This window comes from Chloracidobacterium sp. N, from assembly GCF_018304765.1.
Taxonomy (GTDB): Bacteria; Acidobacteriota; Blastocatellia; order Chloracidobacteriales; family Chloracidobacteriaceae; genus Chloracidobacterium; species Chloracidobacterium aggregatum.
In genome coordinates this window covers 1,795,598-1,820,259 of the sequence record NZ_CP072642.1, presented here as the reverse complement: position 1 = coordinate 1,820,259, position 24,662 = coordinate 1,795,598, and the positions used below count along the sequence as shown (strand labels likewise).

Here is a 24,662-nt window from a genome sequence, read left to right as displayed (position 1 = left end):
TACGTAGGTTATTTGGTCAGGTCGAGATTCTAAGGAAATGGATTCTTTTATCGGAGGAGAGTTATGAAATCCCTGCCGAAACGCTCCTACGCTGGTGCGGCACTGTTCCTGCTCTGTGGATTTGGATGGTGTGGTGCCGTACCTCTCCGGGCTGCGGAAGTGGCGTCGGAAACCGTTGTCGTCTCGACACTTGATGTGCGTTCTGATGCGTCGCGTGTGACGTGCGTGCAGCTACAGAGCACCGCCCGTCTGGATTACAACGTATCGAAGCCAGAGCCGCGCTTGGTTTCCATTGACCTGTATGGTGCCGACACATCGGCGTTGCAGCCTGAATATCGCGCTGAGCAGGGGCTGGTGGCGTCCGTGGCCGTCAAGGCGGGACTGGTCGGCGAGGCCACGGCCCGGCTGGATATTACCCTGCGCGAAGATTGCCACGTGCGTTCCTATCTGCGAAACGATGCCAAAACCCTGGTCATCGAGTTTGAGCCGCTAAGCCCGGCAGCGGCAGGGGGGGCGACAGCGGCGGGTACGCCATCGGTCACACCGGCAACTGGTCATTCAGATGCTGGCGCAGCGGCGTCCGCTCCCACGCAGCCGGTTGTTTTCAGCAAAGCTGGTGCGGCACGGACGGCCAAGGCTACGGGTGCCAGGTCGCTGATGCTTCAGTCGGTGACGTTGTCACAAGTTGAGCAGACGACGATGGCCGAGTTGGGGCTGACCGCTAAGGCCAAGTACAACCATTTCCTGCTCCAGAACCCGCCGCGCCTGGTCGTGGACCTGTTTGATACCGTGGCTGCGGTCGAAAAGCGTGTGCTGACCGGTCAGGACAAGGTGGTGACCCGGGTGCGCGTGGGAGAGCCGGATGGGCGCACCACCCGCGTGGTTTTCGACCTGAAGCAGGCGGTGGCCTACGCGGTTTCTGAATCCGAAACCGGTCTGGTCGTGCAGTTTGGCGACCGTCCGGCAACAACGACCCAGCCCGCTGCCAATCCGGTCACGACTCCAGTCACGACGGCTGCCGCCGCGCCCGCTTCTGCCCCGGATGCCACCCCGGCGGTATCCACCGCTTCGGTTGCCACTGAAACACCAGCCGCGGCCGAACCACCCGTGATGCCGACCCACCAAACCAGTGTAAAACCGGAGCCAGCCGCGTTGACCGTACCGCCGGCCCGGAGCGCACCTCCAGTAGCTGCATCCGCACCGACAGCCAAAGGCAAAACCGCCCCGGCTGCTCCGTCCGGTGCGCCTGCCAACGCCCCTGCGCCATCCGGCAAGCGCGCCCCACAGGGCGGCCGCGGTGCCCAGTTTGGCGATCCTTCCTACCAAGGCGATCCGGTGAGTCTGGACATTACGAATGTCGATCTTTCAGACATTCTCCGGTTTATCTCGGATAACTACGACGTGAACTTCGTCCTTGATAAATCTGTTGGCAGAGTGCCGGTCACGCTCAAGGTCAACCAGGTGCCCTGGACGCAGGTCCTCGAATCCATCTTCCGCGCCAACCAACTGACCTACCGGCGCGAAGGACTGATCGTTCGGGTGGCTACGGTAGCGGCCATCACGCAAGAAGAGCAGAACCGGCGCAACCAGCGCCTTCAGGAAATTTACAGTGCGCCGACGGTGACGGAGTACTTCAAGCTGAAATATGAGCGCGTTGACCAGAATGCCGCCCAGCAGCAGGCGGCTGGTGGTGTCCCGCTTCAGAGTCCGAGCGGGCAGCCTATGGGCGGTCTGCTCGGTGGTATCGGCTTCGTCACCATTGTTCAGCAGGCGCTTTCGCCGGCCGGGCGGATTTCCATCAATCCCCGGACGAACACGGTCATCATCACCGACATTCCTTCCTACCTTGAACAGGTACGCGACGTGATTGCGCGTCTCGACGTGCCAGAGCCGCAGGTGGAAATCGAAGCCCGTATCGTTTTTGCTTCGCGTAACTTTGCCCGCGAACTCGGAGTTCAGCTCTTTGCTGCGGCAACGACCCGTCAGGGGCGGACAGCCGTATTTTCGACTTCAGGAGGCACATTCCTCGCTGGCACTGATGGGCCTTTGGGCACTGGCAACTCACTGGCAAATGGGTTACTTATTGGGCCCCGAGCCAGCGGGGGAATTTCCGGCGGCGGCTCTTCTGTGTTAGCCTTGACCACAGGTCCTATCGGTACAGCTCTGCTATCCGCAACACTGTCGCTCAACGAGCAGAAGGGGATTGCCAAATCCATTGCGGCTCCGCGCGTCACGGTACTCAACAACGCCGAAGCCAGCATTGTTTCCGGAACCCAGATTCCCTTCATCGCCACAGCCGGGGTGGGGGTGGCGCAGACGGTGACCTTCGTCAATGCCAACATCGGTCTGACGATCACCCCGCAGATCACGACCGAAGGCAATGTTTTGCTGCGGGTTTCTGTGACCAATGACGCGCCGGGGCAGGCCATCAACGGCTTTACGAGCATCAGCCGTCGCGCTGCCACCACCCAGGTCATCGTACCTGATGGTGGTACAACCATCATCGGTGGGGTGCTCAATGACCTTGAAACCACAGACGTGTTTCGGACACCGGGCATTTCGAGCCTGCCGCTGCTGGGTGAACTCTTCAAGCGGCGTGCCGTGTCGCGCACGACCGGCGAGTTGCTGTTCTTCATCACGCCCCGGATTGGACGTGGGGAGAACATCCTCTCAGGCGGTGAGCCACCGGCTTCACCGCAGCCGGCAACCAGTGGAGGCCAACCGTGACCTTTTCGGAGCTGCTCCAGGGGATTCTGGCGCGGGTCGAGGGGAGCATCGGCATCGCCATCATGGGACTTGACGGGCTGGCCATCGAACAGGCGCAAGTTCCATCGAAAACAGATTTGGGGGAGCGGGTCGCGTTGATTGCCACCTCGCATGCCACGCTCCTCCGCAACACGATGCGCATGTCGTCCGACACTGGGGTTGGGGCGCTCAACGAACTCACCCTGATGTCGGACAGGTTTCTGCTGGTGGTGCGCCTTATTGGGCGTGAATACTTCCTCATCATCGCCCTCAGTCCCGGCGGAAATCTTGGCCGCGCGCGCTTCGAGCTGCGCAAAGCCCACCTGCTTCTCGAAAAGGAGTTCATCTGAAACGCCCCGCAGGTAAGGCAGGAAGGTTTGTGCCATTCATTGCCTTTGCTTCTGCAAAGGCTTTTTTATTGCCCGGAGGTTTGCCTTGGCTATGTCCCCCCGAATCGAAGGTCACGCACTGCCGGCAGGTTCGCCGCCTCCACCTGGCTTCAAGCCACTCGGAACGACAGGACTGTGGTGCCACCCGTTGGGTTTTGGCTGCTATCGCGTGGAGGAAGACGAACCCTCCCATGAAGCCGCACTCCGGGCCTATCTGGAGCGCGGGGGGAATCTGATTGACACCAGTGCCAACTACACGGACGGTGGAGCCGAACGCACAATTGGACGTGTCCTGCGTGAGACCGACCGTTCGGCAGTGATTCTCGTGACCAAGGCCGGTTACATCCAGGGAGACAACATGCGTTTGGCCCAGAGCCGCAACTTTCCCGAAGTCGTCAGGTACGGCCCGGGGCTGTGGCACTGCATCCACCCGGAATTCCTGGCCACCCAAATCGAGCGCAGCCGTGAACGCATGGGTGTGGCCACGCTCGATGTCCTCCTGCTGCACAATCCCGAATACTTCCTGATGGCCTGTGCCAAGCGCAGCATTACGACAGCCGATCACGAGGAATTCTACCGCCGGATTCGGGAAGCCTTTGCTTTTCTCGAAACCCAAGTTGCGGCCGGCGTCATCCGCTTCTACGGCATTTCGTCGAATCACTTTCCTCTGTCGGCTGATGACCCGACACATGTCAGCCTCGCGCGCTGTCTGGCCCAGGCCGAGTCCGTGACGCCCAACCATCACTTCAGGGTCGTTCAGTTTCCCCTCAATCTTCTTGAAACCGGGGCCGTCACGGAAATCAACAACGATGACCTCACGCCCCTGGAATTTTGCGCCACCCACGGGCTGGGCACGCTCGCCAATCGCCCGCTCAATGCCTTTGCCCGGCAACGTCTGGTACGGCTGGCGGACTTCATCCCACCCGGCAGTCAGATGGTGTTGGATGACCTCTCCCAACGGTTGTCGCCACTTCGGGATCACGAGGCGCTTCTGGTAGCTGATTTCGGACTGCCCCTGATGTCCGGGAAGGGGTTGGCCGACTGGCTGCTTCAGCTTGCGCCCCGCCTCGATTCGCCGCTTGTCTGGGAGCAGAATGCCTACCGGTTGGTCATTGCTCCGGTGCAGCAGTGGCTGGGACAGCTTGCGCCGCCTTCCCGTCAGAAAGCCGCTTTCCAAAGCTGGCGCGAGCGTTTCATCGAACTCGCCAATGACGCGCTGGCTTGCGTTGCACACTTTGCTGCCGCCCAGGCCCAGCCGCAGTCGGATGAGATACGGCAGCGGCTCCGCGCGTTTGGCTATGCGGATGACGGCCAAACACTCAGCCAGATGGCCATCAATACCCTGCGCAGCCTGCCCAACCTGAGTTGTGTCCTTGTGGGGATGCGTCAGGAAGCCTATGTCACCGATGCGCTGGGTGTTCTCGATCTGCCCCCGGTGGATGGCGTGTCGATCCTGCGGCAATCGGCGACAATCCAGCTTCAGGCGGCTGCGCCGTGACACTTGATCGCGGGAAGTTTTACAGGCAACCGGGGCCGATGAAGGTTGGTGCGGTGATGGCATTGTATTCGGTGCTCGCCCTGGAAAGCCGCGTGAAGAACCCGGCGGCACTCCCCCCCAGCACAAACACCCCATAGTTGGGGAGCCAGCCTTCTGCATCTGCCTGGACTTCAAAGAAACGTTGCACCACGAAGTGCTCCGGCAGCGCCAGCTCGACAGTCTTTTCCCATATCTCCGGTGTGACAAAGGCCCCACACACCGTTTCGGCGCCCTCACAGCCGTAGTTGCTTTTGAGCACCCACTGCTCACGTTCGTCAAGCAGGCGTTCAGTGTCCATGTGTACCAGGCGGTAGGTTTCAGGAATGAAACGCCGGATGATGTCCCGGGCTTCGGCCGGGAAGCGCGTCATTTCCTCCCAGAAAAAGGCCAGCGAAAATTTGTTCTGGGTGATGACCGCGCCAAACGGATTGACCACCGTGACCTGGCCTTGCAGGTCGGCATCCAGCAGCGCCAGCAGTGGTTCGGTCAGCGGTTCGTCATCCGGGTAGCCTTCCGCATCCGCCCAAACCGGAAGCCGTTCACCCCACCAGTCGGTTTTGTAATGGCGCAGAACCAAATCCACCGGCTCCCCAAGCAGGGCCACACCGGTTGGTGTCCGGCGCAGATTGTAGGGCGATCCGGTGATAACCTGGATGTTCTCTGCTTCGAGCCATTGGGAAAAGGCCGTGATCATGCACAGGTCTTCGGTCAGCTCGGTTGGATAGACAATGCCAACCCGTGTCAGTGGTGCTTCGGTACGTTTGGCATGGCTTTCATGCAGCATGGCAACGAAGCGGGTGGGGAAATGGGCGTTGGGATCGTCCAGTCCGGGATGCGCGGCCTGGCGCAGCCGGTTGAGCCAGACCGCTTCGGGCTGACCCGACGGCGTATCGCTGTTGAGTTCGCAGCAGCGGATGTGACCATCCGTACACAGGAACAGATCGGCGCGCGCCATGCCGTGCCACAGCCCCCCGGAGGCATGCCACATCAGGTTCTGGAAGGGGGTGAGTCGGTAAAAGGAGGTGACGCCGTCCGGGGCGTCGAGCAGAATTTCAACCAGCGCCTGATGCAGATATGTGACCGCTTCCGCCGCTTCAGCCAGCCGCGCGGCCAGCTCCGGGGAGATAACCACACCCTGCAAACGGAAGCGCGGCTCGCCCCAGAGCCACGGATCAGAGAGTACGCCCGTGGCATAGACGGCGCGCGCAAAGTCAGCATAGTCATCCATTGTAGTCTCATCCCTGACGCAAGGTAGGCGTGGTGCGTCAGGATGATACCCTAGCGCGCAAAACGTCGGGCGACATCGTCAATGATGTCCGGCGTGACTTCCCGGATGCGGCGTTGGACGGCTTCCCGCTCGGCCTCGATGCGGAGTTTCTTGCTGGCCGAGATGCGCACGAAGAACGGAACTTTCTTCAGCACGACGTTCATCCGCTCCACGGCATCGGGATTCCAGATAATTTCGGCCTCCGGGATGGCTAGGGTCGTTTCCTGCGCCTGTTTCCGTTCAAGGCTTTCGACGGGCAGGTGACGGAACAGCAGCTCGAACAGGAAGTTGCTGATTTCCTGGGCGAGATACACCACCCCGGCATAGCCCATGAACGGTGTCCCGGTCGCACGCCGCACAACGGGGCCCGGAAAGGAAGCCGGGATGTAGCCGGTCAGCAGCTCGAGTTCGCTGATATAGATTTTTTCGTTGATGGAGCCAAACATCAGCATAGGTGGGTCGTCGAGCAGGGTCTGCCGGATGTCACTGGCGCTGTAGGCCAGCGGCCCCGACTTGGCCTGCCGCGACGCCACCACCGTGGGGCGCATGCCGAACTCATCCTGCAGGACACGCCGCAGCCCCTGCGCATAGGTTTCGCCCGCCGCAACGCCAAAGCTTGACGTGCCGAAGAAGTCCTGGTGCGGACTGCGCCACAGGTCCCAGAAGGCTTTGAGCGTCGTCTGCTTTTCGCGCGCGATGAAGGCCTCAGCTTCCGCCTGAAGGCCCAGCATCCGCCCCAGCTCACGCAGAAACGCCGTCGTATCCTGGATGCCAAACGGGGCGTAGAGATAGGGTTTCTGCATCCGGGTGGCCAGGCTGGCCCCGAATTCCTGGTACATGACAATGCAGGCGTCACACGTATCCACGGTGGCCAGATCGGCAATGTGGGCGCGCAGCGGCAGGACACAGCCCACCTCCGCGCCAATGCCGCGCACCAGCCGTTCGATTTCGGCCACATCGGAATAGCCGTTGAAGCAGCCATAGGTCGGGCCGATGATGGTGACCCGTGGCTTCGTCTGCCGGGCTGCGGCTGCGCGCAGGGCCTCGGCATCGTGGCCGGATGACGCAAGCAGCCAGTCGCGGTGTTCGTAGAGATAGAGCAGGGCAGCGTCCCGCCCCTGCCATTCGTCGTCCTGGAGGGCCCGGCTGTCAAACTGCGCCACGGCGTCGTCTGTGTTTGCCCCCGACTCAAAACCATCCGTGCTGATGAGTTCGCTTTCCTGGGTCGTCAGCACGATGGTTGCCCGCCGCCCTTGGTTGAGCTTCGAGCGGCCGCTGAGGGTCGTCCGCAAAATGGGATTCGTGCCATCCAGTGTGACTTCCCGTTCGGTGAAATCGGTTGAAATGACGTTTGGCAGGTTGGGAAGGGTGTCCGTGTAGTTGAGAATCGAAGTGATGGGCAGTGTGTAACATCCGACCGGGCCGTTGATGACGACCTGCAAATCCGGCAGACACCCAAAGGTGAACAGAGCGCCCCAAAAGGCGTTGCTGGTGTCCACATCCCGTTTGACGTTGAGCGTGAGTCCGGCACGCAGCGCCGTTTGGGCAAGGTTTTCGACTTCCTGTGACAATGGCATGGGTGAAACGCTCCCGGTCAGGTGAGAAGGTAACGCGCCGGCGCCGCTGCGGACGCCTTCAAGGCAGAAATGGGGCTGGGGAACGTCGCCCGGTGTGAAAAAACATTGAGAAAAACATTTCAGGGTGGACGCCGCCGCCTCCACCCTTGTCACCAACTTACCATGTGAGTGCGATTTTCAAACACTCCGGGTCGCGCAGGGCGACCGTATAGGCCCGGTTGGGATCGCGCGCCGGCAACTGGTGCGTGATGAGTTGGTGCAGCGCCGCGTCATGGTCGGCCAGAAACCGGAGGGTGGCGGCCATGTCGGCGGCATCCCACTCGCCGGCAATGTCGAGCCGGATTTCCTTGATGAAAGCCGGGCCGAAGGCAAAGCGGACGTCCTCGTAAAAGCCCAGCGAGCGCAGATGTCCGTGCTTTTTGAGGGCGCGCACGGCCGTGTCGAAACAACCCACATTGCCGGTCGCCTCAATGACGACATCGAAACTGTCCGACGGAATATCCGTTTCCTGATGGACCACGATGAAGTGATCGGCTTCGCCCAGCCCGACGCGAAAGGGAATCGTATCGGCAATGGTCACTTCCGCGCCGTACTGGGTCAGCATGCGCGCCGCCAACTGCCCGACGATACCCTGCCCCAGCACCAGAATGGACGGACGGGTGCCGGGCGCAACCAGGTCCCGTATGCCGTGGTGCGCCGTGGCCCCCAGCGCAAGCAGCAGTGCCGTTTCATTCGAGATGCCAGCCGGAACTTTGATGGGACGTTTGGCATCGTTGACCGATTCCGAAACCTGACCGCCAAAAACCGAGAAAAACCCCTCGTAGCGAACCGTGCCGGGCAGGAACACGCGGTCGCCCACCTGAAACTGTGCCGGGTCAACATCCGCGCCGACTTCGATGACCTCACCTACGTTCTCATAGCCGGGAATGAGCGGATACCGAAGCTGGGGCATTCCGGGCAGCCGCCCTTCAAGGGTCATCCGCTCCGTGCCGGCGCTGATGGAGGTCAGCTTCGTGGCGACCCGCACCGAAGTCGGTGTCATCGGAGGCAGGGGAATGGATTGCAGCCCGATTTCGTGCGGGGCATAGAAAACAATGGCATCCATACACAAAAAACCTTTCAGGCAGGTGTCGCTGCCGGATGAAAACCCTACCGCAGGACGAGGTTGACCAGCCGTTTGGGAACAACGATGACCTTGGCAACGGTTTTATCCGTGGTCAGCGCGCGAATCCGCTCATCGGCCAGCGCCGCGGCTTCCAGGTCGGCATCGGAGATGTCCGGCGCGACGAGAATCCGGCTTTTGAGTTTACCGTTGATCTGCACCGGAATTTCCAACTGCGGTTCGCGGGCCAGCTCCGGGTCATACGTCATCCAGCGTGCCTGAGCCAGCGAAGTCGTGTGACCCAGTTCCTGCCACAGTTCCTCGGCAATGTGCGGGGCCAGCGGCGTCAACATCAGCACCACTGCCTCCAGACCTTCACGCATGGTTTGAGCATCCGTGGTCTCCGTCGTTTCACCCACCGCCGTGTCGAAGTCGTAGAGGTCATTGGTCAGTTCCATGCACGTGGCGACGACGACATTGAGCCGTAGTCCCTGCTCGAACGCCTCCGTTGCCCGCGCCAGCGCCCGGTGGGTGGCGCGCCGCGCTGCTTCTGCCGCCGGAGAGACTGTCGCCGGCAGCCCCGTGACGCCACGGCAGCGGTCACGCCACCGGTGAACCAGCCGCCAGACCCGGGCCAGATAGCGCATGGCACCTTCGGCCGCCGGGTAGTCATCTTCGCCGTATTCATCCGTAACCCGCTTCCAATCTACTTCCCGTTCGGGTGGGGCCGCAAACAGGATGGACAGCCGCGTGGCGTCCGCCCCGTAGCGCCGGATCATGTCGTCCGGGTCCACGATGTTCCCCAGCGACTTCGACATTTTCGCCCCGTTGAGAATGACCATCCCCTGAGTGAGCAGCCGCCTGACTGGCTCACCAAAGTCAATCAGCCCCAGGTCGCGCATCATCATCGTCCAGGCGCGGGTGTAGATCAGATGCATGACGGCGTGTTCGTCGCCGCCGATGTAGAAATCCACCGGAAGCCAGCGCTGGACGATCTCCCGGTCGAAGGGACGCCGGTCGTTGTGGGGATCACAGTAGCGGAAGTAGTACCAGTTGGAGTCCACGAAGGTGTCCATGGTGTCGGTGTCGCGCCGGGCCGGAGCGCCACAGTTGGGGCACGTCACCTTTGTGAACGTCGGATGGGTTGCCAGCGGTGCGCCGACTGAGAAATCCAGGTCCGGCGGCAGCGTAATAGGCAGGTTTTCTTCCTTTTCCGGCGAGATGGTCCCGCAGGCGTCACAGTGAATCATTGGGATGGGCGTGCCCCAGGCGCGCTGCCGGGAAATGCCCCAGTCGCGCAGCCGATACACAACCGTGCGTTTCCCGAATCCGTGGGTTTCGGCATGGTGCGCCATGGCCTGACGCGCTGCGGCCGAGGTCAGGCCGGAAAACGGCCCGCAGTCGGAGCCGAGTACACCTTCATCCATGAAGGGCACGGTTGAAATCTTCAGTGTGGACTGTGGATCACTGGGCGTTGTATCCCATACGACCCGGCGAATGGGCAGCCCGTACTTGCGTGAAAACTCGAAGTCCCGTTCGTCGTGCGCCGGAACGCTCATCAGTGCGCCGGTTCCATACTGCGCCAGAACGAAATTCGCCGTCCAGACCGGCAGCCGCTCCCCGTTGAAGGGATTGATGGCATGGAGACCGGTCTCCACACCTTCTTTTTCCCGCGATTCCGTCCGCTCGCGCAACGACTGCGCCGTGATCCGCGCCACGAAAGCCGCGACCTGACTCCGCACGGGCGAGCGTTCAAGCAGTTGCTCCATCAGGGGATGTTCCGGCGCGATGATGACGGCATTCGCGCCATAGATCGTGTCCAGCCGGGTCGTGAAAATGCGCACGGTGATAGCCGGGGCCTCGGCCAGGGCAAAGTCCACTTCGGCCCCTTCACTGCGCCCAATCCAGTCGCGCTGGCGCTTGAGCACGTGTCCGGGCCAGCCGGCTTTGAGCGGCCCCTCGATGCCGGCCAGCAGTTCCTCGGCGTAGTGTGTTTGGCGGACAAACCACTGTTCGAGTTCCCGTTGCTCCACCGGCGTGTCGGGATGCCGCCAGCAGTAGCCCCCTTCCGCCTGTTCGTTGGCCAGGCTCGTGTTGCACTTCGGACACCAGTTGACCGTCGCCCGCTTGCGATACACCAGTCCCTTTTTGAAAAGCTCGATGAACATCCACTGATTCCAGCGGTAATACTCCGGCTGGCAGGACGCAATCTCGCGGCTCCAGTCATAACTGAAGCCCAGCCGTTGAAGCTGGGTGCGCATGGCGGCAATGTTCTGGTAGGTCCACTCGTCAGGGCGCGCACCCTGCCTGATGGCGGCGTTTTCGGCCGGAAGTCCGAAGGCGTCCCATCCCATCGGATGCAGTACGTCATAGCCCTGAAGCCGTTTGTACCACGCGACGGCATCGCCAATGCTGTAGTTGCGTACGTGCCCGAGGTGAATGCGCCCGGATGGATACGGGAGCATTTCCAGCATGTAGTAGCGCGGGCGGCGGCCATCATCACGGACGGCAAAGGTGTTTTGCTCGCGCCAAATCCGTTGCCATTTTTCTTCGACGACGTGTGGTTGGTACTTTTCGTGCATAGAGGGAAAACCGGTTTCCTGAGTCGAGCGTTGACCCGGTAGCGCTTATGGTGTGGTCAGGTTTCAACGCCAAAAAGCATGACCCAAAGCGGCGGAAGGGTAAAGGTAAGCCGTCCCGGCGGGGAGAACACTCGCCAAAAGAGACTGGTTTCTGTGCAGCCAGCCCGTTGATAAGGTCGCGCCTGATTCAAGCTGGCGGGGCGAGTTGTTCGAGCAACCGCGTCACCTGATGGCGGGCAAGGTGAAAGGCTGCCCGGTTGACGATACAACGCGCGCTCACCGGTGCGATGTCCTCCAGAACGGCCAACCCGTTTTCGGCCAGGGTGCGGCCGGTTTCGACAATATCCACAATGCAGTCGGCCAGCCCCAGCACCGGGGCCAGCTCAACCGAACCGCTCAGCGGGATGATCTCCACCGGCGTGGCACGCGCCTGGAAATGACGCTGCGTGATTCGTGGGTACTTCGTGGCCACGCGGAGTTTTGACAGATGGTTGGCTTCCCGCCAGGGCGTGTCAGGGAAGCCGGCCACCACGAGCCGACAGCGGCCAAAACCCAGATCGAGCGGTTCATACACGTCCGGTTCCTGTTCGAGCAGGACATCCCGCCCGCAGACCCCGGCCTGGGCAATGCCGTGTTCAACATAAATCGGCACGTCACCCGGTTTGACGAGCAGAAAGCGGTACTCGCCGCGCACATCGTTCAGAACGAGCCGCCGGCTGTCGAGTTGCTCCGGCGGCAGCACGATACCGGCCTGCTCCAGCCGGGCAAGGGTCGTTTCCTGGAGGCGGCCTTTGGCCAGGGCAAGCGTCAGCACGGCGTTATTGCGGATTGCGCACGCGCCGCTCGCGCGTGACTTTGGAAGGCGCCGGGCTGTCGGCGCCGTTTTCTCCGTCATCGCGTGGTGGGGGAGGAGTGGAATCGCTTTCCCCTTCCTTCGCTTTGTCCTTCATGCAGTCGGCAATCTGCGGCCCGTATTCCCTGGCGGCGGCAGCCAGTCCCAGGTACACCGTCTGGAACGCCTCGAACGTAATCGGTGTTTCGGTACGCAGCGACCACTTCAGCCCAATGTCCTGCTCGCGATCGACAAAGAAACTCCCAAAGGCCAGGGCTTCGTTGGCATTGAGCAACAGCGCGCGCAGGTCGTTGGCGTTCCTGGCCTCGGCAACGTTGCCAAACGCATAGGAATACAGTCCGACCATTTTCTTGCGCGGCGAATGAATCACCACGATGTCAAAGGTTTCGCCGGTGGTTGCGGTGTAGTGGCTGACGATGGTGTTGGGGTCTTTGTCGGCACGCTCCAGCCGGACGCCCTTGATCTGGCGCAGGTAGCCGCGCAGGGTTTCGTGCATGGGCTTGGGTTTGGGCGCGGCTTCTGTCTCCGCTGGTGTCTGTCCGGCTGGCCTGGGGGCCGGCGGTTTGGACTGGGGTGCAGATGGGGTCGTGCGCGGCGCTCCGCTGCCGGGGGCAGTTTTCGGACGATTCGGGCCGGTTTCTTGGGCTACCGGACCTGACGGCCCAAGCAGCAGCATGGCCAAGGCAGCCAACATCGGGTTACGCATCATGTGTGGAGTCCCCACAGGTGCAGAATTAGGTCTTGCGGCGGCAGGTTTCAAAACCCGGTTACGTGAACGGTAGCACATACCAGGTTGCCTGGCAGACGCCTAGGGTGCGTTGGGCCTGGCCCGCTCACCACCTGAATAAGCCCAAACCGGGTTATGGTCCTATGCCGGTAAATCATAGCGAAACGGCTGTCCATGTCGAATGAAGGGTTTTTCAAAGCACTCCCACGGCAACATAGCCAGCGCCGAAATGAAACCAGCAGCGCAGCCAGGCGGGGAAGGGTGTCCAAAGGGCAAGTGCTCAAGACCATCACGCAGGTCAGCTCCAGCCGAAGCCATCGCGTGTAATCCTCATACCTGCATAAAACAAAAGGCTGCAATTTGTGAAGGTTGGGATACTCTATGCCGTGTCCGTATGCACTTGATGAACTTTCTTTTTCCACTGTCCGGCTGCCTGCGGCATAGGTGCCCGGTTAGCCGGCGCAGTATAGACCGGGAGCTAAAGCCATTATGCACGTCGTGATAAATCAGATGCGCTGGCGTTACGTGGCGTCAGTGTTCGTGATTGGTGCGGCCTGTGGGCTGCTTGCCGTGTATGGGCCGTGGCAATGGCCGCTGAGCGCCGACACGGCCGCTGAGCGCACAAGGACCATACCGACCGTTCTGGCGACAAAAACGACAACAATCTATGCTGAAAACTTCAATGGCATCGGCAGCGGTTTGCCGCCCGGCTGGACAGTGCGGACCGATGCCACGGCAGCCTCACTTGGCACGCCGGTTTCATTTTCAACCACGCCCATAGACTGGGGAAATGTGAGCGGGGCCTTCAAAAACTTTGCCTCGGCCAACAACGCCGGTTTCAATGCCTCAACGCCCGACACAACCCAAAACAGCGCCCAAGACCGGGCACTGGGCATCCGGCAGACCGGAAGTTTCGGCGACCCCGGTGCGGCCTTTACCTACCAGCGGAATACGACCGGGGAAACCATCACCGCTGTCAGCTTCAATGCCCAGATGCTGAGCGTCCAGCCGCGCAGCACAACCTGGACGCTGCAATACGGCGTCGGCGCAAACCCAACGTCCTTCGTAACGCTGGCCACCTACACTGACCCCGGCACGTGGGGCAACACCAACATCTCTGTGACGCTGTCGCCAACGCAATCAGCCGAGGTCAGCAACCAGCCCAGTGTCTTCTTCCGCATCGTGGCGCTGAGTGCTTCAAGCGGCTCCGGCAACCGTGACAGCTTTGGCATTGACAACTTCACCCTGACCAGCAGCCCACCGCCGACTGGGCCGATTGTGCCGTCGTGTCCGGGGACGGTGGCGGCGTTTCAGGGAACGACCGCTGTTGCCTGCGGGCTGAGCGCCACTTCCACCAGCAGCATCATTAACAACGCTACGGTCTTCAGCGTGACGCCGCCCACAACCGGCTTTTCCATCGTGGGCTTCGTCCCGGCAACCGGCCCTGGTGGCACGGCCACGGCCACCCTGCAGATTGCCAACACCGTCCCGACCGGGACCTACAGCGTCGTCGTCCGCTGGTCAAACAACGACACCCCGACGCCCCAGACTGCGGATTGCACCATCACGGTCAACGTCGTGGCGACGGCGACGGTCACGCCCATCAATCAGATTCAGGGGACAACCAACACCTCGCCGCTGGTCAGCACGGTGCAGACGACGGAAGGTGTCGTCTATGGGCTGCGCAGCAACGGGTTCTTCATCCAGACGCCGGACGGCTCTGCGCTCGATGACGGCAATCCGAACACGTCCGAAGGGCTGTTTGTGTTCACGGGCAGCACGCCGCCGGTGCAGATTGGGAACCTGGTGCGGGTACGGGGTACGGTCAATGAGTTTGTCCCCGCGGCTGACCCGCAGCAGCCGTCGGTGACGCAGCTTTCGGGGTCACTGACGATTGCCCGGCTGGCGTGCAGTGTTCCCTTGCCGGCACCGACGGTCATCACTCCGGCCATTGCCAGCACGCCGTCGCCACTGGAGCCGACCCTGCCGTTGCGCTACGAGCGGTTTGAGGGGATGCGGGTGGCAGTGCAGCATCTGGCGGTGGTGTCGCCCACCGGCGGTTTCATCAATGAAACGAATGCCACATCAACGACGAACGGGCGGTTTTTTGGCGTTGTGGCGCAGGTGTGCGGCAGCGGCTTTTGCGCCGACCGTCCGTTTCGTGAGCCGGGCATCCGCTTCCCGGACACTGTTCCCAATGGCGGAGTGACGGGGACGTTGCCGCCGCCGGTCAACGTGCCGCGCTGGGATGCCAACCCGGAGTTACTGCGGGTGGACAGCACGGCGCAACCCAACACGACGGCACTCAACGTGCCGTCGGGGGACTTTGATCCGAGTACACCTTATCCGGCCATTGTGACGAATCTGGTCGGAGCGATGGACTATGCGTTTCGCACGTTCACGATTTTGCCGGAAGCGGCCAACCCGCCGGTCTTCTCCAACAACGGCGATCCTGGGGTAGGCGAGGCCATCCCGCTGTCCGTCCGTCCTGCAACTGACCTCACGATTGCCTCGATGAACGTCCAGCGATTCTTTGACGACCGGAACGATCCGGGGCGGAGCGAACCGGTATTGACGCCGACGGCGTACAGCAATCGCCTCAGCAAGTTTTCCCTTCAGGTGCGGAACATCCTGCGCAACCCGGATGTGATTGGGTTGCAGGAAGTGGAAGCGCCGACCGACGATCTCAATGTCGTCATCAACGACATGGCGGCGCGGCTCAACACCGACAACGGCAATCCCACAAACAGCAACCCGGCGCTGCCGTTTTACGTGGGGTACATCTTCCCGACCAATGACGTGGGCGGGATTGCCGTGGCCTATCTGGTCAATACCAACCGCGTCACAGTGAGCAGTGTGACGCAGGTGGGGGCGACCGATACGTATGTGCGGCCGGACAGTTCGACGGCGATTCTCAACGACCGTCCGCCGATCATTTTGCAGGGGGCGCTGGGGGGCTTTGCGTTCACGGTCATCAACGTGCACCAGCGTTCGTTGAATGACATTGCCACGGGCGGTAGTCCCGTCAACGGCTATCCGAATGAGGGCTACCGGGTCCGCCACAAGCGGCAGTTGCAGGCCGAGTTCGTCGCTAACCTCATTCACCAGCGACAGATACTGAATCCGAATGAGCGCATGGTGGTCATCGGCGACTTCAACGGCTTCCAGTTCAACGACGGTTACGCGGACATCTACAACACGATTCTGGGCAATGCGCCGACGCCGCCGACCAGCGGCGCAAATGATACCCGGGTCGTGCTGGCACCGACGGCCGCGTGGAATCCACCGACGCCGCCGCTGGTGAGCCTGACAGGGACGGCGGTGAACTCGTCGAACTATTCCTTCCTCTTCGATGGCAGCGCACAGACGCTTGACCAGGTGGCAGTCACCCAAAACCTGTCGGGCATTGCCTTCTCTGAAACGGCGCGGGTCAACGCGGACTTCCCCGAAGTGGACCGGAACAATCCGGCATCGCCCAAGCGGTTGTCCGACCACGATCCGAAGCGGGTTACCATTTTGGTGCCGACGGCGACGCCGGTGCTCCAGAACTGCCGGGTTTCGCTCAACATCACCGGGCAGGCGCTGGCGGGGAACACCTGCGGGCTGCCCAACTACGCCGGCGACCTCGTGCTGACGGCCGTGCTGACGAACACGAGTACCCAGACCATCTCGGATGTCTTTGTGCAGGTGGTGGGACTGGGGTATCCCGACAGTACGCCGACCGGCGTGATTGTGGCCACGCCCAACCCGCACCGGCTGCTGACGGCGGATGGGGCCACGTGCAGCAGTGGCGGGCAGGCTGGCGCGGACCAGTCCACGGTCAACGGACAGGCGCCGATTGGCAGCAACACACCAATTGGCACTCTCAATCCAAGAGAGTCGCGAGTAATAACCCTTCGTCTTGCCTTGCCAGGTGTGCGGCGGCTGCGGTTCTTTGTCAACGTCTTCGGGGTTGGCGGGACGGCCTGCCCGGTGGCGTTGAACGAAGGGCAGGCACCGGGGCTGGTGATGGCAACGACCGTGCCGCTGAAAGGGACAGGTTTCGGCTTTGAACTGCTGCAGGACAAAGGGCGGCTGACAGTAGCGCCGCTGACTTCCGGTACGGCAATACCTGGAACGCGGTTTGGTCGTCGGCGGTAGCCGTCGGTTTTGAACCTGCATCTTACCGTTGGGTGGTGGGGGCGCATCCCTGCCACCCAATGTGCTTTTCAGAGGGGGTGTGAATGCCCTCTGTGGACGAAAAGCTGTGGAGAAGCACTGCGGGCACCAGCGCACAAACACTGAAAAAAACCGCTCTGCCAGTAACGTGTCGTTTACACAGCAGGCATAAGGTTGGGCCACTCTACACAATGTCCAGTTGTCCTCAATGAACTTTCTCTTTCACTGCCCGGCTGCCTGCGGCGTGGATACCCGGTTGGCCGGCGCAGCACAGACCCAGGAGCGAAAGCCAATATGCACGTTATGATGAATCAGACACGCTGGCGCTATGTGGCGTCAGTGTTCGTGATTGGTATGGCCTGTGCGCTGCTCGCGGTGTATGGGCCGTGGTCGCGGCCGATGAGCGCCAACACCGCCGCCCGTCCTTCCACAGCGGCGCCGGCCGTCCCGGCCACGACGATGATCCCCTATGTCGAAACCTTTGACGGCATCGGCAGCGGTCTGCCATCCGGCTGGACGGTGAACACCGGCGCGACAGCATCCTCACTTGGCACGCCGGTTTCATTTTCAACCGCTTCCATACCTTGGGGAAACACCAGCGGGGCCTTCAAAAACTTTGCCTCGGCCAACAACGCCGGTTTCAATGCCTCAACGCCCGACGCGACCCAAAACAGCGCCCCGGACCGGGCACTGGGCATCCGGCAGACCGGAAGTTTCGGCGACCCCGGTGCGGCCTTTACCTACCAGCGGAATACGACCGGGGAAACCATCACCGCTGTCAGCTTCGATGCCCAGATGCTGAGCGTCCAGCCGCGCAGTACAACCTGGACGCTGCAATACGGCGTCGGCGCAAACCCAACCTCCTTCGTGACGCTGGCCACCTACACCGACCCCGGCACGTGGGGCAACACCAACATCTCTGTGACGCTGTCGCCAACGCAGTCGGCCGAGGTCAGCAACCAGCCCAGTGTCTTCTTCCGCATCGTGGCGCTGAGTGCTTCAAGCGGCTCCGGCAACCGTGACAGCTTTGGCATTGACAACTTCACGCTGACCGGCGGCGGTCCGCCGCCAACCGCGCCGATTGTGCCGTCGTGTCCGGGGACGGTGGCGGCGTTTCAGGGAACGACTGCTGTTGCCTGCGGCTTGAGCGCTACAGATAACGACAGCATCGTCAACAGCGCCGTCGTCTTCAGTGTCACGCCACCCACGGCTGGCTTCTCCATTGTGGACTTTGTTCCGGCAACCGGCGTCGGCGGCACAGCCACGGCCACCCTGCAGATTGCCAACACCGTGCCAGTTGGGAGCTACAGCGTTGTCGTCCGCTGGTCAAACAACGACACCCCGACGCCCCAGACCGCGGATTGCACCATCACGGTCAACGTCGTGGCGGCAACACCGGTCACGCCCATCAACCAGATTCAGGGGACAGGCAACACCTCGCCGCTGGTCAGCACGGTGCAGACGACCGAAGGCGTGGTGTATGGGCTGCGCAGCAACGGGTTTTTCGTCCAGACGCCGGACGGCTCTGCGCTCGATGACGGCAATCCGAACACGTCCGAAGGGCTGTTTGTGTTCACGGGCAGCACGCCGCCGGTGCAGATTGGGAACCTGGTGCGGGTACGGGGTACGGTCAATGAGTTTGTCCCCGCGGCTGACCCGCAGCAGCCGTCGGTGACGCAGCTTTCGGGGTCACTGACGATTGCCCGGCTGGCGTGCAGTGTTCCCTTGCCGGCACCGACGGTCATCACTCCGGCCATTGCCAGCACGCCGTCGCCACTGGAGCCGACCCTGCCGTTGCGCTACGAGCGGTTTGAGGGGATGCGGGTGGCAGTGCAGCATCTGGCGGTGGTGTCGCCCACCGGGGGGAGCATCAATGAAACGAATGCCACATCAACGACAAACGGGCGGTTTTTTGGCGTTGTGGCGGAGGTGTGCGGCAGCGGCTTTTGCGCCGACCGTCCGTTTCGTGAGCCGGGCATCCGCTTCCCGGACACTGTTCCCAATGGCGGAGTGACGGGGACGTTGCCGCCGCCGGTCAACGTGCCGCGCTGGGATGCCAACCCGGAGGTGCTGCGGGTGGACAGCACGGCGCAACCCAACACGACGGCGCTCAACGTGCCGTCGGGGGATTTTGACCCAAGTACGCCCTATCCGGCCATTGTGACGAATCTGGTCGGGGCGCTGGACTATAGCTTCCGCACGTTTACGATTTTGCCGGAGGCGGCCAATCCGCCGGTGTTTTCCAACAGTGGTGGGCCGGGGGTAGGGGAGGCGATTCCGTTGTCGGTGCGCGCAGCCAGTGAGTTGACGATTGCCTCGATGAACGTGCAGCGGTTTTTTGACAACCGTAATGATCCGGGGCGGAGCGAACCGGTGCTGACGGCGACGGCGTACAGCAATCGCCTCAGCAAGTTTTCCCTTCAGGTGCGGAACATTCTGCGCAACCCGGATGTGATTGGGTTGCAGGAAGTGGAAGCGCCGACCGACGATCTCAATGTCGTCATCAACGACATGGCGGCGCGGCTCAACACCGACAACGGCAATCCCACAAACAGCAACCCGGCGCTGCCGTTTTACGTGGGGTACATCTTCCCGACCAATGACGTGGGCGGGATTGCCGTGGCCTATCTGGTCAATACCAACCGCGTCACAGTGAGCAGTGTGACGCAGGTGGGCGCGACCGATACGTATGTGCGTCCTGACAGTTCGACGGCCATTCTCAACGACCGTCCGCCGATCATTTTGCAGGGGGCGCTGGGGGGCTTTGCGTTTACGGTCATCAACGTGCACCAGCGTTCACTAAGTGGCATTGACAGCGGCGGCTCTCCGGTCAACGGTTATCCGAATGAGGGCTACCGGGTCCGCCACAAGCGGCAGTTGCAGGCCGAGTTCGTCGCTAACCTCATTCGCCAGCGACAGATACTGAATCCGAATGAGCGCATGGTGGTCATCGGCGACTTCAACGGCTTCCAGTTCAACGACGGTTACGCGGACATCTACAACACGATTCTGGGCAATGCGCCGACGCCGCCGACCAGTGGCGCGAATGACACCCGTGTGGTGTTGGCGCCGACGGCGGGGTGGAATCCGCCGACGCCCCCGCTGGTGAGTCTGACGGGGACGGCAGTGAACTCGGCGAACTATTCCTTCCTGTTTGACGGCAGTGCCCAGACGCTAGACCAGGTGGCAGTCACCCAAAACCTGTCGGGCATTGCCTTCTCTGAAACGGCGCGGGTCAACGCGGATTTCCCGGAAGTGGACCGCAACAATCCGTTGTCACCCAGGCGCTTGTCTGACCACGACCCGAAGCGGGTGGTGATTCAAACACCAACGAACGTCAACTCGCAGGTGCAGATGCTGATTTACCCGTCGGCAACCACGGCGCTGTTTGGCTGCCCCGGCTATCCGTTGCAGGCGACGCTGGTTGGGCTGCTGACCAACATTGGTGCAGCACCTCTCTCCAACATCGCCATTCAGGTGACAGGGCTGGGCTTCCCGGACTTCACCAATCCGAGCGCGGTCATTTTGGCGACGCCGAATCCGCACCGGTTGGCGTCGGCGGATGACTACGCCGGGCCGTGTGCCTACACTGGCGGGCAGGCTGGCTCCATCCAGACCACGCTCAACGGGCAGCCGCCGGTTGGCACTGGTGTGCCGATTAGCCCGCTGGCGGCAGGGCAGTCCACGAGTGTCTTCTTCCGGGTGCGGGTGCCTTCGACCGGTCCGATTCGCCTGCTGGTGAATGTGCTGGCGATTGTCGGCCCGGTTTCAACGACGGAAAGCGTTGAGAACCAGCGGCAGGTGATTCGGACGATGGTGGTTGAAGTGTCCCCTGATGCCAACGGCAAAATGGTAGCACGGGTCATCAGCGATGAGCCGGCGACGCCAAAGGCCACGTCTGGCGAGGATGCCACAGCGACGACGCCTGCCCGGACGCCGGTTGTGATGGCTCCCGGGCGGCGCTAACCTTCAACCCGGTCAGGGTAGCCTGACCTGATTTCCGGCGGTCACGCTCCACGCGGGCGTGACCGCTTTTTTGTCTGCCGGACAGGATTTGACGTGCCTTTTGTGCCCGGCGGAAAGGACTTGTTTGTGCTGGAAAGAGCTACGGCTGTTCCTGACGTTGCGCCAGTTTCCGGCGCAGGGTGGTGAGTCGTTCCGGGTCAAAATCGCGGACCGGCTGAAAATCAAGCTGCTGAAGCTGCTCGAACGCCGTTGCAAAGGCCTCGGCGGCGCGCCGGTAAGCCTGCTGCGCCTCGGCGGCCTGGTTGGCCGCTTCGAGTTCCGCCGCCTGCTGTTCGGCTTCGGCTCCAAGCGCCAGCCAGGCAACCGGGAAGAAGTTGCCCCGCACGCGAATCCCTTCCTGCAGGGTGGCGCGCAGTTCCTCCGGGGTGTCTTCCTCCTCGCACAGATGCGCCAGCTCCAGATAGGCCAGCGGGTCGTGCAGGTGACGGCCCAGCGTCAACGCGCGGTAGGCGGCCGGGCTGGACAGGAAAGCCTGCTCGATGGCCGTGACCACGGCTTGCAGGTCGGCGCGAGCGGACGATGGATCGCTGCTCTTTGGCTGGGCCACGGCTTTGCGGAGGCGTTCCAGTGCGCGCCGGGCCGCCGGGTCCTGGAGATCGGTCAGTGCCGCCAGCCGTTCCAGATGGGGCTGGGCATATTCCCACGCGCCGAGTTGTCCATAGGCCCGCGCAAGCAACAGACGCGCCAGGATGTGCTCCGGCATCGCCGGCACGTCCATCACCTGAACCAGCGTCATAATGGCGTCGGCCGTGCGCTCGCTGCGCCAGTACAGCCGGGCCAGAAAGTAGCGGCACTCCGTCACCTGCACGGCAAGCGTCTGCCAGAGGCCCAGATCGGCAGCCGAAAGATGCCGGGCAGCCAGTTGGTCAAAGGCTTGGGCCAGCTCCACCTGCGTCTGCTGCTGCCGGGATGAACCGGCCAGACGGCGGTCGCGGGCCGTACGCTCCAGTTGTTCCAACGCCATACGGTCGGTTTCCGTCAGTTTTGCCTTGATGGCGACTTCAAGCGCGTGGCGCTGTTCTTCGGCGGCATCGAGCGCGCGGTAGAGTGCCGCGATGGCCCGTCCGGTATGCCCCTGGGCATCGAGCACCAGCGCCCGTTCGTAGTGCCAGCGGACACTCTCGCGTGGAATCGTCTGAACCGCCAGCGCGCCGGCCGCTGATGCAGGGAAGCCGGACACGAGGCCCACCAGCAGGAAAACCCGGAGCCAACCGCCAACCAGTGTTTCGCGCCTTGCTTTCATCGCTTTTTCAAGGCTTCCGTCATGGGTGCGCCGGCGTGGATGATGCCGGGAGGAAGGCAAAGTACACGGCCGCGAGGATGAAGAGAAATGCCACGGCATAGTTCCACCGCAGCGGCTCGTGCAGGTAGGTGATGGCGAAGGCGACAAAGACCAGAAGCGTGATGATTTCCTGCAGAATCTTGAGCTGGAAGGCCGTGAACTGCCCGTAGCCCCAGCGGTTGGCCGGCACCTGCAGGCAGTATTCAAAAAACGCGATACCCCAACTGATGAGAATGACCTTCCACAGGGTCACACCCCGGTGGCGCAGGTGTCCGTACCAGGCCACCGTCATGAACAGATTGCTGAGAATGAGCAGGATGACCGTCCGCATAGACCAGATTTACCGATGCTTGCACGGGACATCGGCGTGTTCGTTGACGAGCGGGATTTCCGGCGCGCGGATGGGAGCTGCGAGCGGGGTCTGAAGGATGGTTTCCGTTTCGCGCAAAAGCTGCGCAACGTCCAGCCAGGGGGTGTCCTGTCCGCCTTCGGCCAGGTTGAGGCGCGCCTTGTCAAACAGCACCTGCATTGGCTCGGCCCGTCCTTTGAGGCGGTGAATGTGGACGCCGCAGAGCTGGATGAGACCCTGGATGACCAGCTTTTCGCCGCCTTCCGGCAGGCGCATCCAGAGGGCTTCCCAGTCTTCGTGGGCGGCATAGAACTCGCCGCAGTTGAACAGGTCGGCGCCCAGCATCAGTCCCAGCCGCAGGTGGGGAAAACGCTCGGCATAGCTGCTGCCGGTGGGAATCCGGTGGGCCCGGTCGAGGCTTGTCTGGTAATCCCGCCACAGCGCCACGAGCCGGGCCGTGGGCAGGGCGCACCGGATCCAGTGCAGGATGAAGCCGGGCGCGTAGGGAACAACCTGCCCCAGGTGGGGGGCAGCGTCAGCGTGCGTCAGGCACTGGGCTTCGAGGCGCGCCCGCAGGTGCGCCGGCGGGTCGTCGTCAAGGACGAGGCGGGTCGGGCGGTCGAGGCGCGCGGCGAGCTTGATGGCCTGGCGGTCGAGCCAGTGGAGATGCTCCAGCGTGGGCAGGGCAAAGGCCAGCGACTCCGGGCAGCCAAAAGGGGGGATGAACGTCGGGCGCAACTGCGTGCAAAAGGCATCCCAACTCAGCGGTGAAGACATTGCTTGGGGTGGTTGGCGCGTTACTCAGAGTCGGTGCGCAGCGAGGCCGGCATCGGCGACATGAAACATGCCCCCGGCTGCAATCGCAACCCATTGGCGAAGTCCCGCGCCGAAACCCGCGCGCGCCCTTCAAGCTGAAGTTCCTGTGCGGCCAGGCCCGTGCCCTGCCCACAGGCAATGAGCAGCGCGTTATCCGTGACGGCCAGCAGCGTACCGGGTGGGGGCGTTGTCCCATCCGGCAGCGGCGCCGCCTGCCCCCGCCAGAAGGTGACACGGCGGCCGGCAAGGTACGTGTGACTGCCGGGAAAGGGCTGGAACGCCCGGATGCGCGCAGCAATGGCCGTGGCCGGAAGGGACCAGTCAATCCAGCCGTCTTCACGTTTGAGCAGCGGGGCGTAGGTTGCCTGCGTCGCGTCCTGGGGACGCCGGGGAAGCTGGCCTTCTGCCAGTTGTCGCAGTGCGTCACTGAGCAGTTCTGCGCCAAGGTGCGCCAGGCGCGCGCCCAGTTCCGGGGCCGTTTCTTCGCGCCCAATCCAGCACTCGGTCTGAAGGGCAATGTCGCCGGTGTCCAGCCCGGCGTCCATATACATCACGGTCACACCGGTCAGGGCTTCGTCGTGGGCAATGGCCCAGTTGACCGGGGCTGCGCCGCGATACTTCGGAAGCAGCGAGAAGTGGACGTTCAGAAAACCCTGCCGTGGGGTTTCCAGCAGGTGCGGCGGCAGAATCCGCCCATAAGCCACAACCACGCCAATGTCGGCGGCAAGGGACGCCAGGTCGGCATGAAATTCCGGTGTCTTGATTTTGGTTGGCTGCCAGACCGGCAGCCCCAGTTCGCGGGCGGCAACCGTGACCGGCGAAGGTTGCAGGCGGTGGCCGCGCCCGGCCGGGCGGTCCGGCTGTGTAACCACAGCCACGAGGTCATGCCCGTCCTGGTGCAGTCGCCGCAGGGTTGGGACGGCCAGGCTGGGCGTGCCCATAAAGACAATACGCATGCTGGAGTATGCTGCCCCCTTACTGCATTTTACCCGCTTGCCGTCCGGCGTCGCGGCCGTGCTTGTGCTTTGCATATCGCGTGCCAGGCCAGGTGGTCCGGCCGGTTTTGACATTGACAAACGGCACACGCAAAGCGTAAACAACGACACACACATTTGAAAACGGCTTGTCGCGGCAATTTATCCAGCCTCGCGGGTCATTTTGGAAGGCCAGCTTTTTGTATGCGGTTTCTGCCACGCTCAGTGTATCGGGCGGCCGCCCCTTGTGGAGTGTGCCAGTGCCGTTTGTATCCACC

Annotated in this window: 15 protein-coding genes; 5 read left to right on the top strand and 10 right to left on the bottom strand. The window is 62.3% G+C overall.

Features of this window, described 5'->3' with window-relative positions; genetic code table 11:
* Positions 1 to 63 precede the first annotated feature (63 nt).
* The 3 genes from pilQ to J8C05_RS07525 all read left to right on the top strand — a co-directional run bounded on the left by pilQ (position 64) and on the right by J8C05_RS07525 (position 4,632).
* Positions 64 to 2,727: a type IV pilus secretin family protein gene (gene pilQ / locus J8C05_RS07535; protein ID WP_211421626.1), complete on the top strand. Its 2,664-nt coding sequence runs from the start codon at positions 64 to 66 to the stop codon at positions 2,725 to 2,727.
* Positions 2,724 to 3,095, top strand: coding sequence for a roadblock/LC7 domain-containing protein (locus tag J8C05_RS07530; protein ID WP_211421625.1), 372 nt, complete (start codon positions 2,724 to 2,726; stop codon positions 3,093 to 3,095). Before pilQ ends, J8C05_RS07530 begins: the two co-directional genes overlap by 4 nt.
* Positions 3,096 to 3,186: 91 nt before the next feature.
* Positions 3,187 to 4,632, top strand: coding sequence for an aldo/keto reductase (locus J8C05_RS07525; protein WP_211421624.1), 1,446 nt, complete (start codon positions 3,187 to 3,189; stop codon positions 4,630 to 4,632).
* A 19-nt stretch (positions 4,633 to 4,651) separates the two neighbouring features.
* On the opposite strand, the gene J8C05_RS07520 is transcribed toward J8C05_RS07525, so the two are convergent.
* The 6 genes from J8C05_RS07520 to J8C05_RS07495 form a co-directional block, all read right to left on the bottom strand.
* Positions 4,652 to 5,899: a glutathionylspermidine synthase family protein gene (locus J8C05_RS07520; protein WP_211421623.1), complete on the bottom strand. Its 1,248-nt coding sequence runs from the start codon at positions 5,897 to 5,899 to the stop codon at positions 4,652 to 4,654.
* A 50-nt stretch (positions 5,900 to 5,949) separates the two neighbouring features.
* Positions 5,950 to 7,515: a nitrogenase component 1 gene (locus J8C05_RS07515; RefSeq protein WP_211421622.1), complete on the bottom strand. Its 1,566-nt coding sequence runs from the start codon at positions 7,513 to 7,515 to the stop codon at positions 5,950 to 5,952.
* A 157-nt stretch (positions 7,516 to 7,672) separates the two neighbouring features.
* On the bottom strand, positions 7,673 to 8,620 hold the full coding sequence (locus tag J8C05_RS07510) for an alcohol dehydrogenase catalytic domain-containing protein (protein ID WP_211421621.1): 948 nt from the start codon (positions 8,618 to 8,620) through the stop codon (positions 7,673 to 7,675).
* A 44-nt stretch (positions 8,621 to 8,664) separates the two neighbouring features.
* Positions 8,665 to 11,199 carry a leucine--tRNA ligase gene (leuS, locus tag J8C05_RS07505; protein ID WP_211421620.1) on the bottom strand — a complete coding sequence of 845 codons (2,535 nt, stop codon included), beginning with the start codon at positions 11,197 to 11,199 and terminating at the stop codon, positions 8,665 to 8,667.
* 187 nt (positions 11,200 to 11,386) lie between these two features.
* Positions 11,387 to 12,013 carry an ATP phosphoribosyltransferase gene (gene hisG / locus J8C05_RS07500; RefSeq protein ID WP_246840680.1) on the bottom strand — a complete coding sequence of 209 codons (627 nt, stop codon included), beginning with the start codon at positions 12,011 to 12,013 and terminating at the stop codon, positions 11,387 to 11,389.
* A 4-nt stretch (positions 12,014 to 12,017) separates the two neighbouring features.
* Complete coding sequence (locus J8C05_RS07495) at positions 12,018 to 12,761, bottom strand: hypothetical protein (RefSeq protein ID WP_211421618.1); 744 nt, start codon at positions 12,759 to 12,761, stop codon at positions 12,018 to 12,020.
* Positions 12,762 to 13,268: 507 nt separating this feature from the next.
* On the opposite strand from J8C05_RS07495, the gene J8C05_RS07490 reads away from it, so the two are divergent.
* Both J8C05_RS07490 and J8C05_RS07485 read left to right on the top strand, forming a co-directional pair.
* Positions 13,269 to 16,919, top strand: a complete 3,651-nt coding sequence (locus tag J8C05_RS07490; RefSeq protein ID WP_246840679.1) for an endonuclease/exonuclease/phosphatase family protein — start codon at positions 13,269 to 13,271, stop codon at positions 16,917 to 16,919.
* A gap of 321 nt (positions 16,920 to 17,240) precedes the next feature.
* A complete protein-coding gene (locus J8C05_RS07485; protein WP_246840678.1) occupies positions 17,241 to 20,903 on the top strand; it encodes an endonuclease/exonuclease/phosphatase family protein in 3,663 nt (1,220 codons plus the stop codon).
* A gap of 139 nt (positions 20,904 to 21,042) precedes the next feature.
* Here the strand turns inward: J8C05_RS07485 and J8C05_RS07480 are convergent, their stop codons facing one another.
* From J8C05_RS07480 to fmt, 4 genes are read right to left on the bottom strand one after another with little or no spacing between them, the layout of a single operon-like run.
* Positions 21,043 to 22,206 carry a tetratricopeptide repeat protein gene (locus J8C05_RS07480; protein ID WP_211421616.1) on the bottom strand — a complete coding sequence of 388 codons (1,164 nt, stop codon included), beginning with the start codon at positions 22,204 to 22,206 and terminating at the stop codon, positions 21,043 to 21,045.
* Positions 22,207 to 22,225: 19 nt separating this feature from the next.
* Positions 22,226 to 22,576, bottom strand: coding sequence for a DMT family protein (locus J8C05_RS07475; protein WP_211421615.1), 351 nt, complete (start codon positions 22,574 to 22,576; stop codon positions 22,226 to 22,228).
* Between the two features lie 9 nt (positions 22,577 to 22,585).
* Positions 22,586 to 23,371, bottom strand: coding sequence for a DUF309 domain-containing protein (locus J8C05_RS15470; RefSeq protein ID WP_246840677.1), 786 nt, complete (start codon positions 23,369 to 23,371; stop codon positions 22,586 to 22,588).
* Between the two features lie 20 nt (positions 23,372 to 23,391).
* Positions 23,392 to 24,366: a methionyl-tRNA formyltransferase gene (fmt, locus tag J8C05_RS07465; RefSeq protein ID WP_211421614.1), complete on the bottom strand. Its 975-nt coding sequence runs from the start codon at positions 24,364 to 24,366 to the stop codon at positions 23,392 to 23,394.
* Between the last annotated feature and the right edge of the window lie 296 nt (positions 24,367 to 24,662).

Excerpts from the sequence above, each read along its gene's own strand:
- pilQ (WP_211421626.1), top strand. The coding sequence starts at position 64 with ATGAAATCCCTGCCGAAACGCTCCTACGCTGGTGCGGCACTGTTCCTG.
- J8C05_RS07525 (WP_211421624.1), top strand. The coding sequence starts at position 3,187 with ATGTCCCCCCGAATCGAAGGTCACGCACTGCCGGCAGGTTCGCCGCCT.
- J8C05_RS07520 (WP_211421623.1), bottom strand. The coding sequence starts at position 5,899 with ATGGATGACTATGCTGACTTTGCGCGCGCCGTCTATGCCACGGGCGTA.
- J8C05_RS07515 (WP_211421622.1), bottom strand. The coding sequence starts at position 7,515 with ATGCCATTGTCACAGGAAGTCGAAAACCTTGCCCAAACGGCGCTGCGT.
- J8C05_RS07510 (WP_211421621.1), bottom strand. The coding sequence starts at position 8,620 with ATGGATGCCATTGTTTTCTATGCCCCGCACGAAATCGGGCTGCAATCC.
- leuS (WP_211421620.1), bottom strand. The coding sequence starts at position 11,199 with ATGCACGAAAAGTACCAACCACACGTCGTCGAAGAAAAATGGCAACGG.
- J8C05_RS07495 (WP_211421618.1), bottom strand. The coding sequence starts at position 12,761 with ATGATGCGTAACCCGATGTTGGCTGCCTTGGCCATGCTGCTGCTTGGG.
- J8C05_RS07490 (WP_246840679.1), top strand. The coding sequence starts at position 13,269 with ATGCACGTCGTGATAAATCAGATGCGCTGGCGTTACGTGGCGTCAGTG.
- J8C05_RS07485 (WP_246840678.1), top strand. The coding sequence starts at position 17,241 with ATGATGAATCAGACACGCTGGCGCTATGTGGCGTCAGTGTTCGTGATT.
- J8C05_RS07480 (WP_211421616.1), bottom strand. The coding sequence starts at position 22,206 with ATGAAAGCAAGGCGCGAAACACTGGTTGGCGGTTGGCTCCGGGTTTTC.
- J8C05_RS07475 (WP_211421615.1), bottom strand. The coding sequence starts at position 22,576 with ATGCGGACGGTCATCCTGCTCATTCTCAGCAATCTGTTCATGACGGTG.
- J8C05_RS15470 (WP_246840677.1), bottom strand. The coding sequence starts at position 23,371 with ATGTCTTCACCGCTGAGTTGGGATGCCTTTTGCACGCAGTTGCGCCCG.
- fmt (WP_211421614.1), bottom strand. The coding sequence starts at position 24,366 with ATGCGTATTGTCTTTATGGGCACGCCCAGCCTGGCCGTCCCAACCCTG.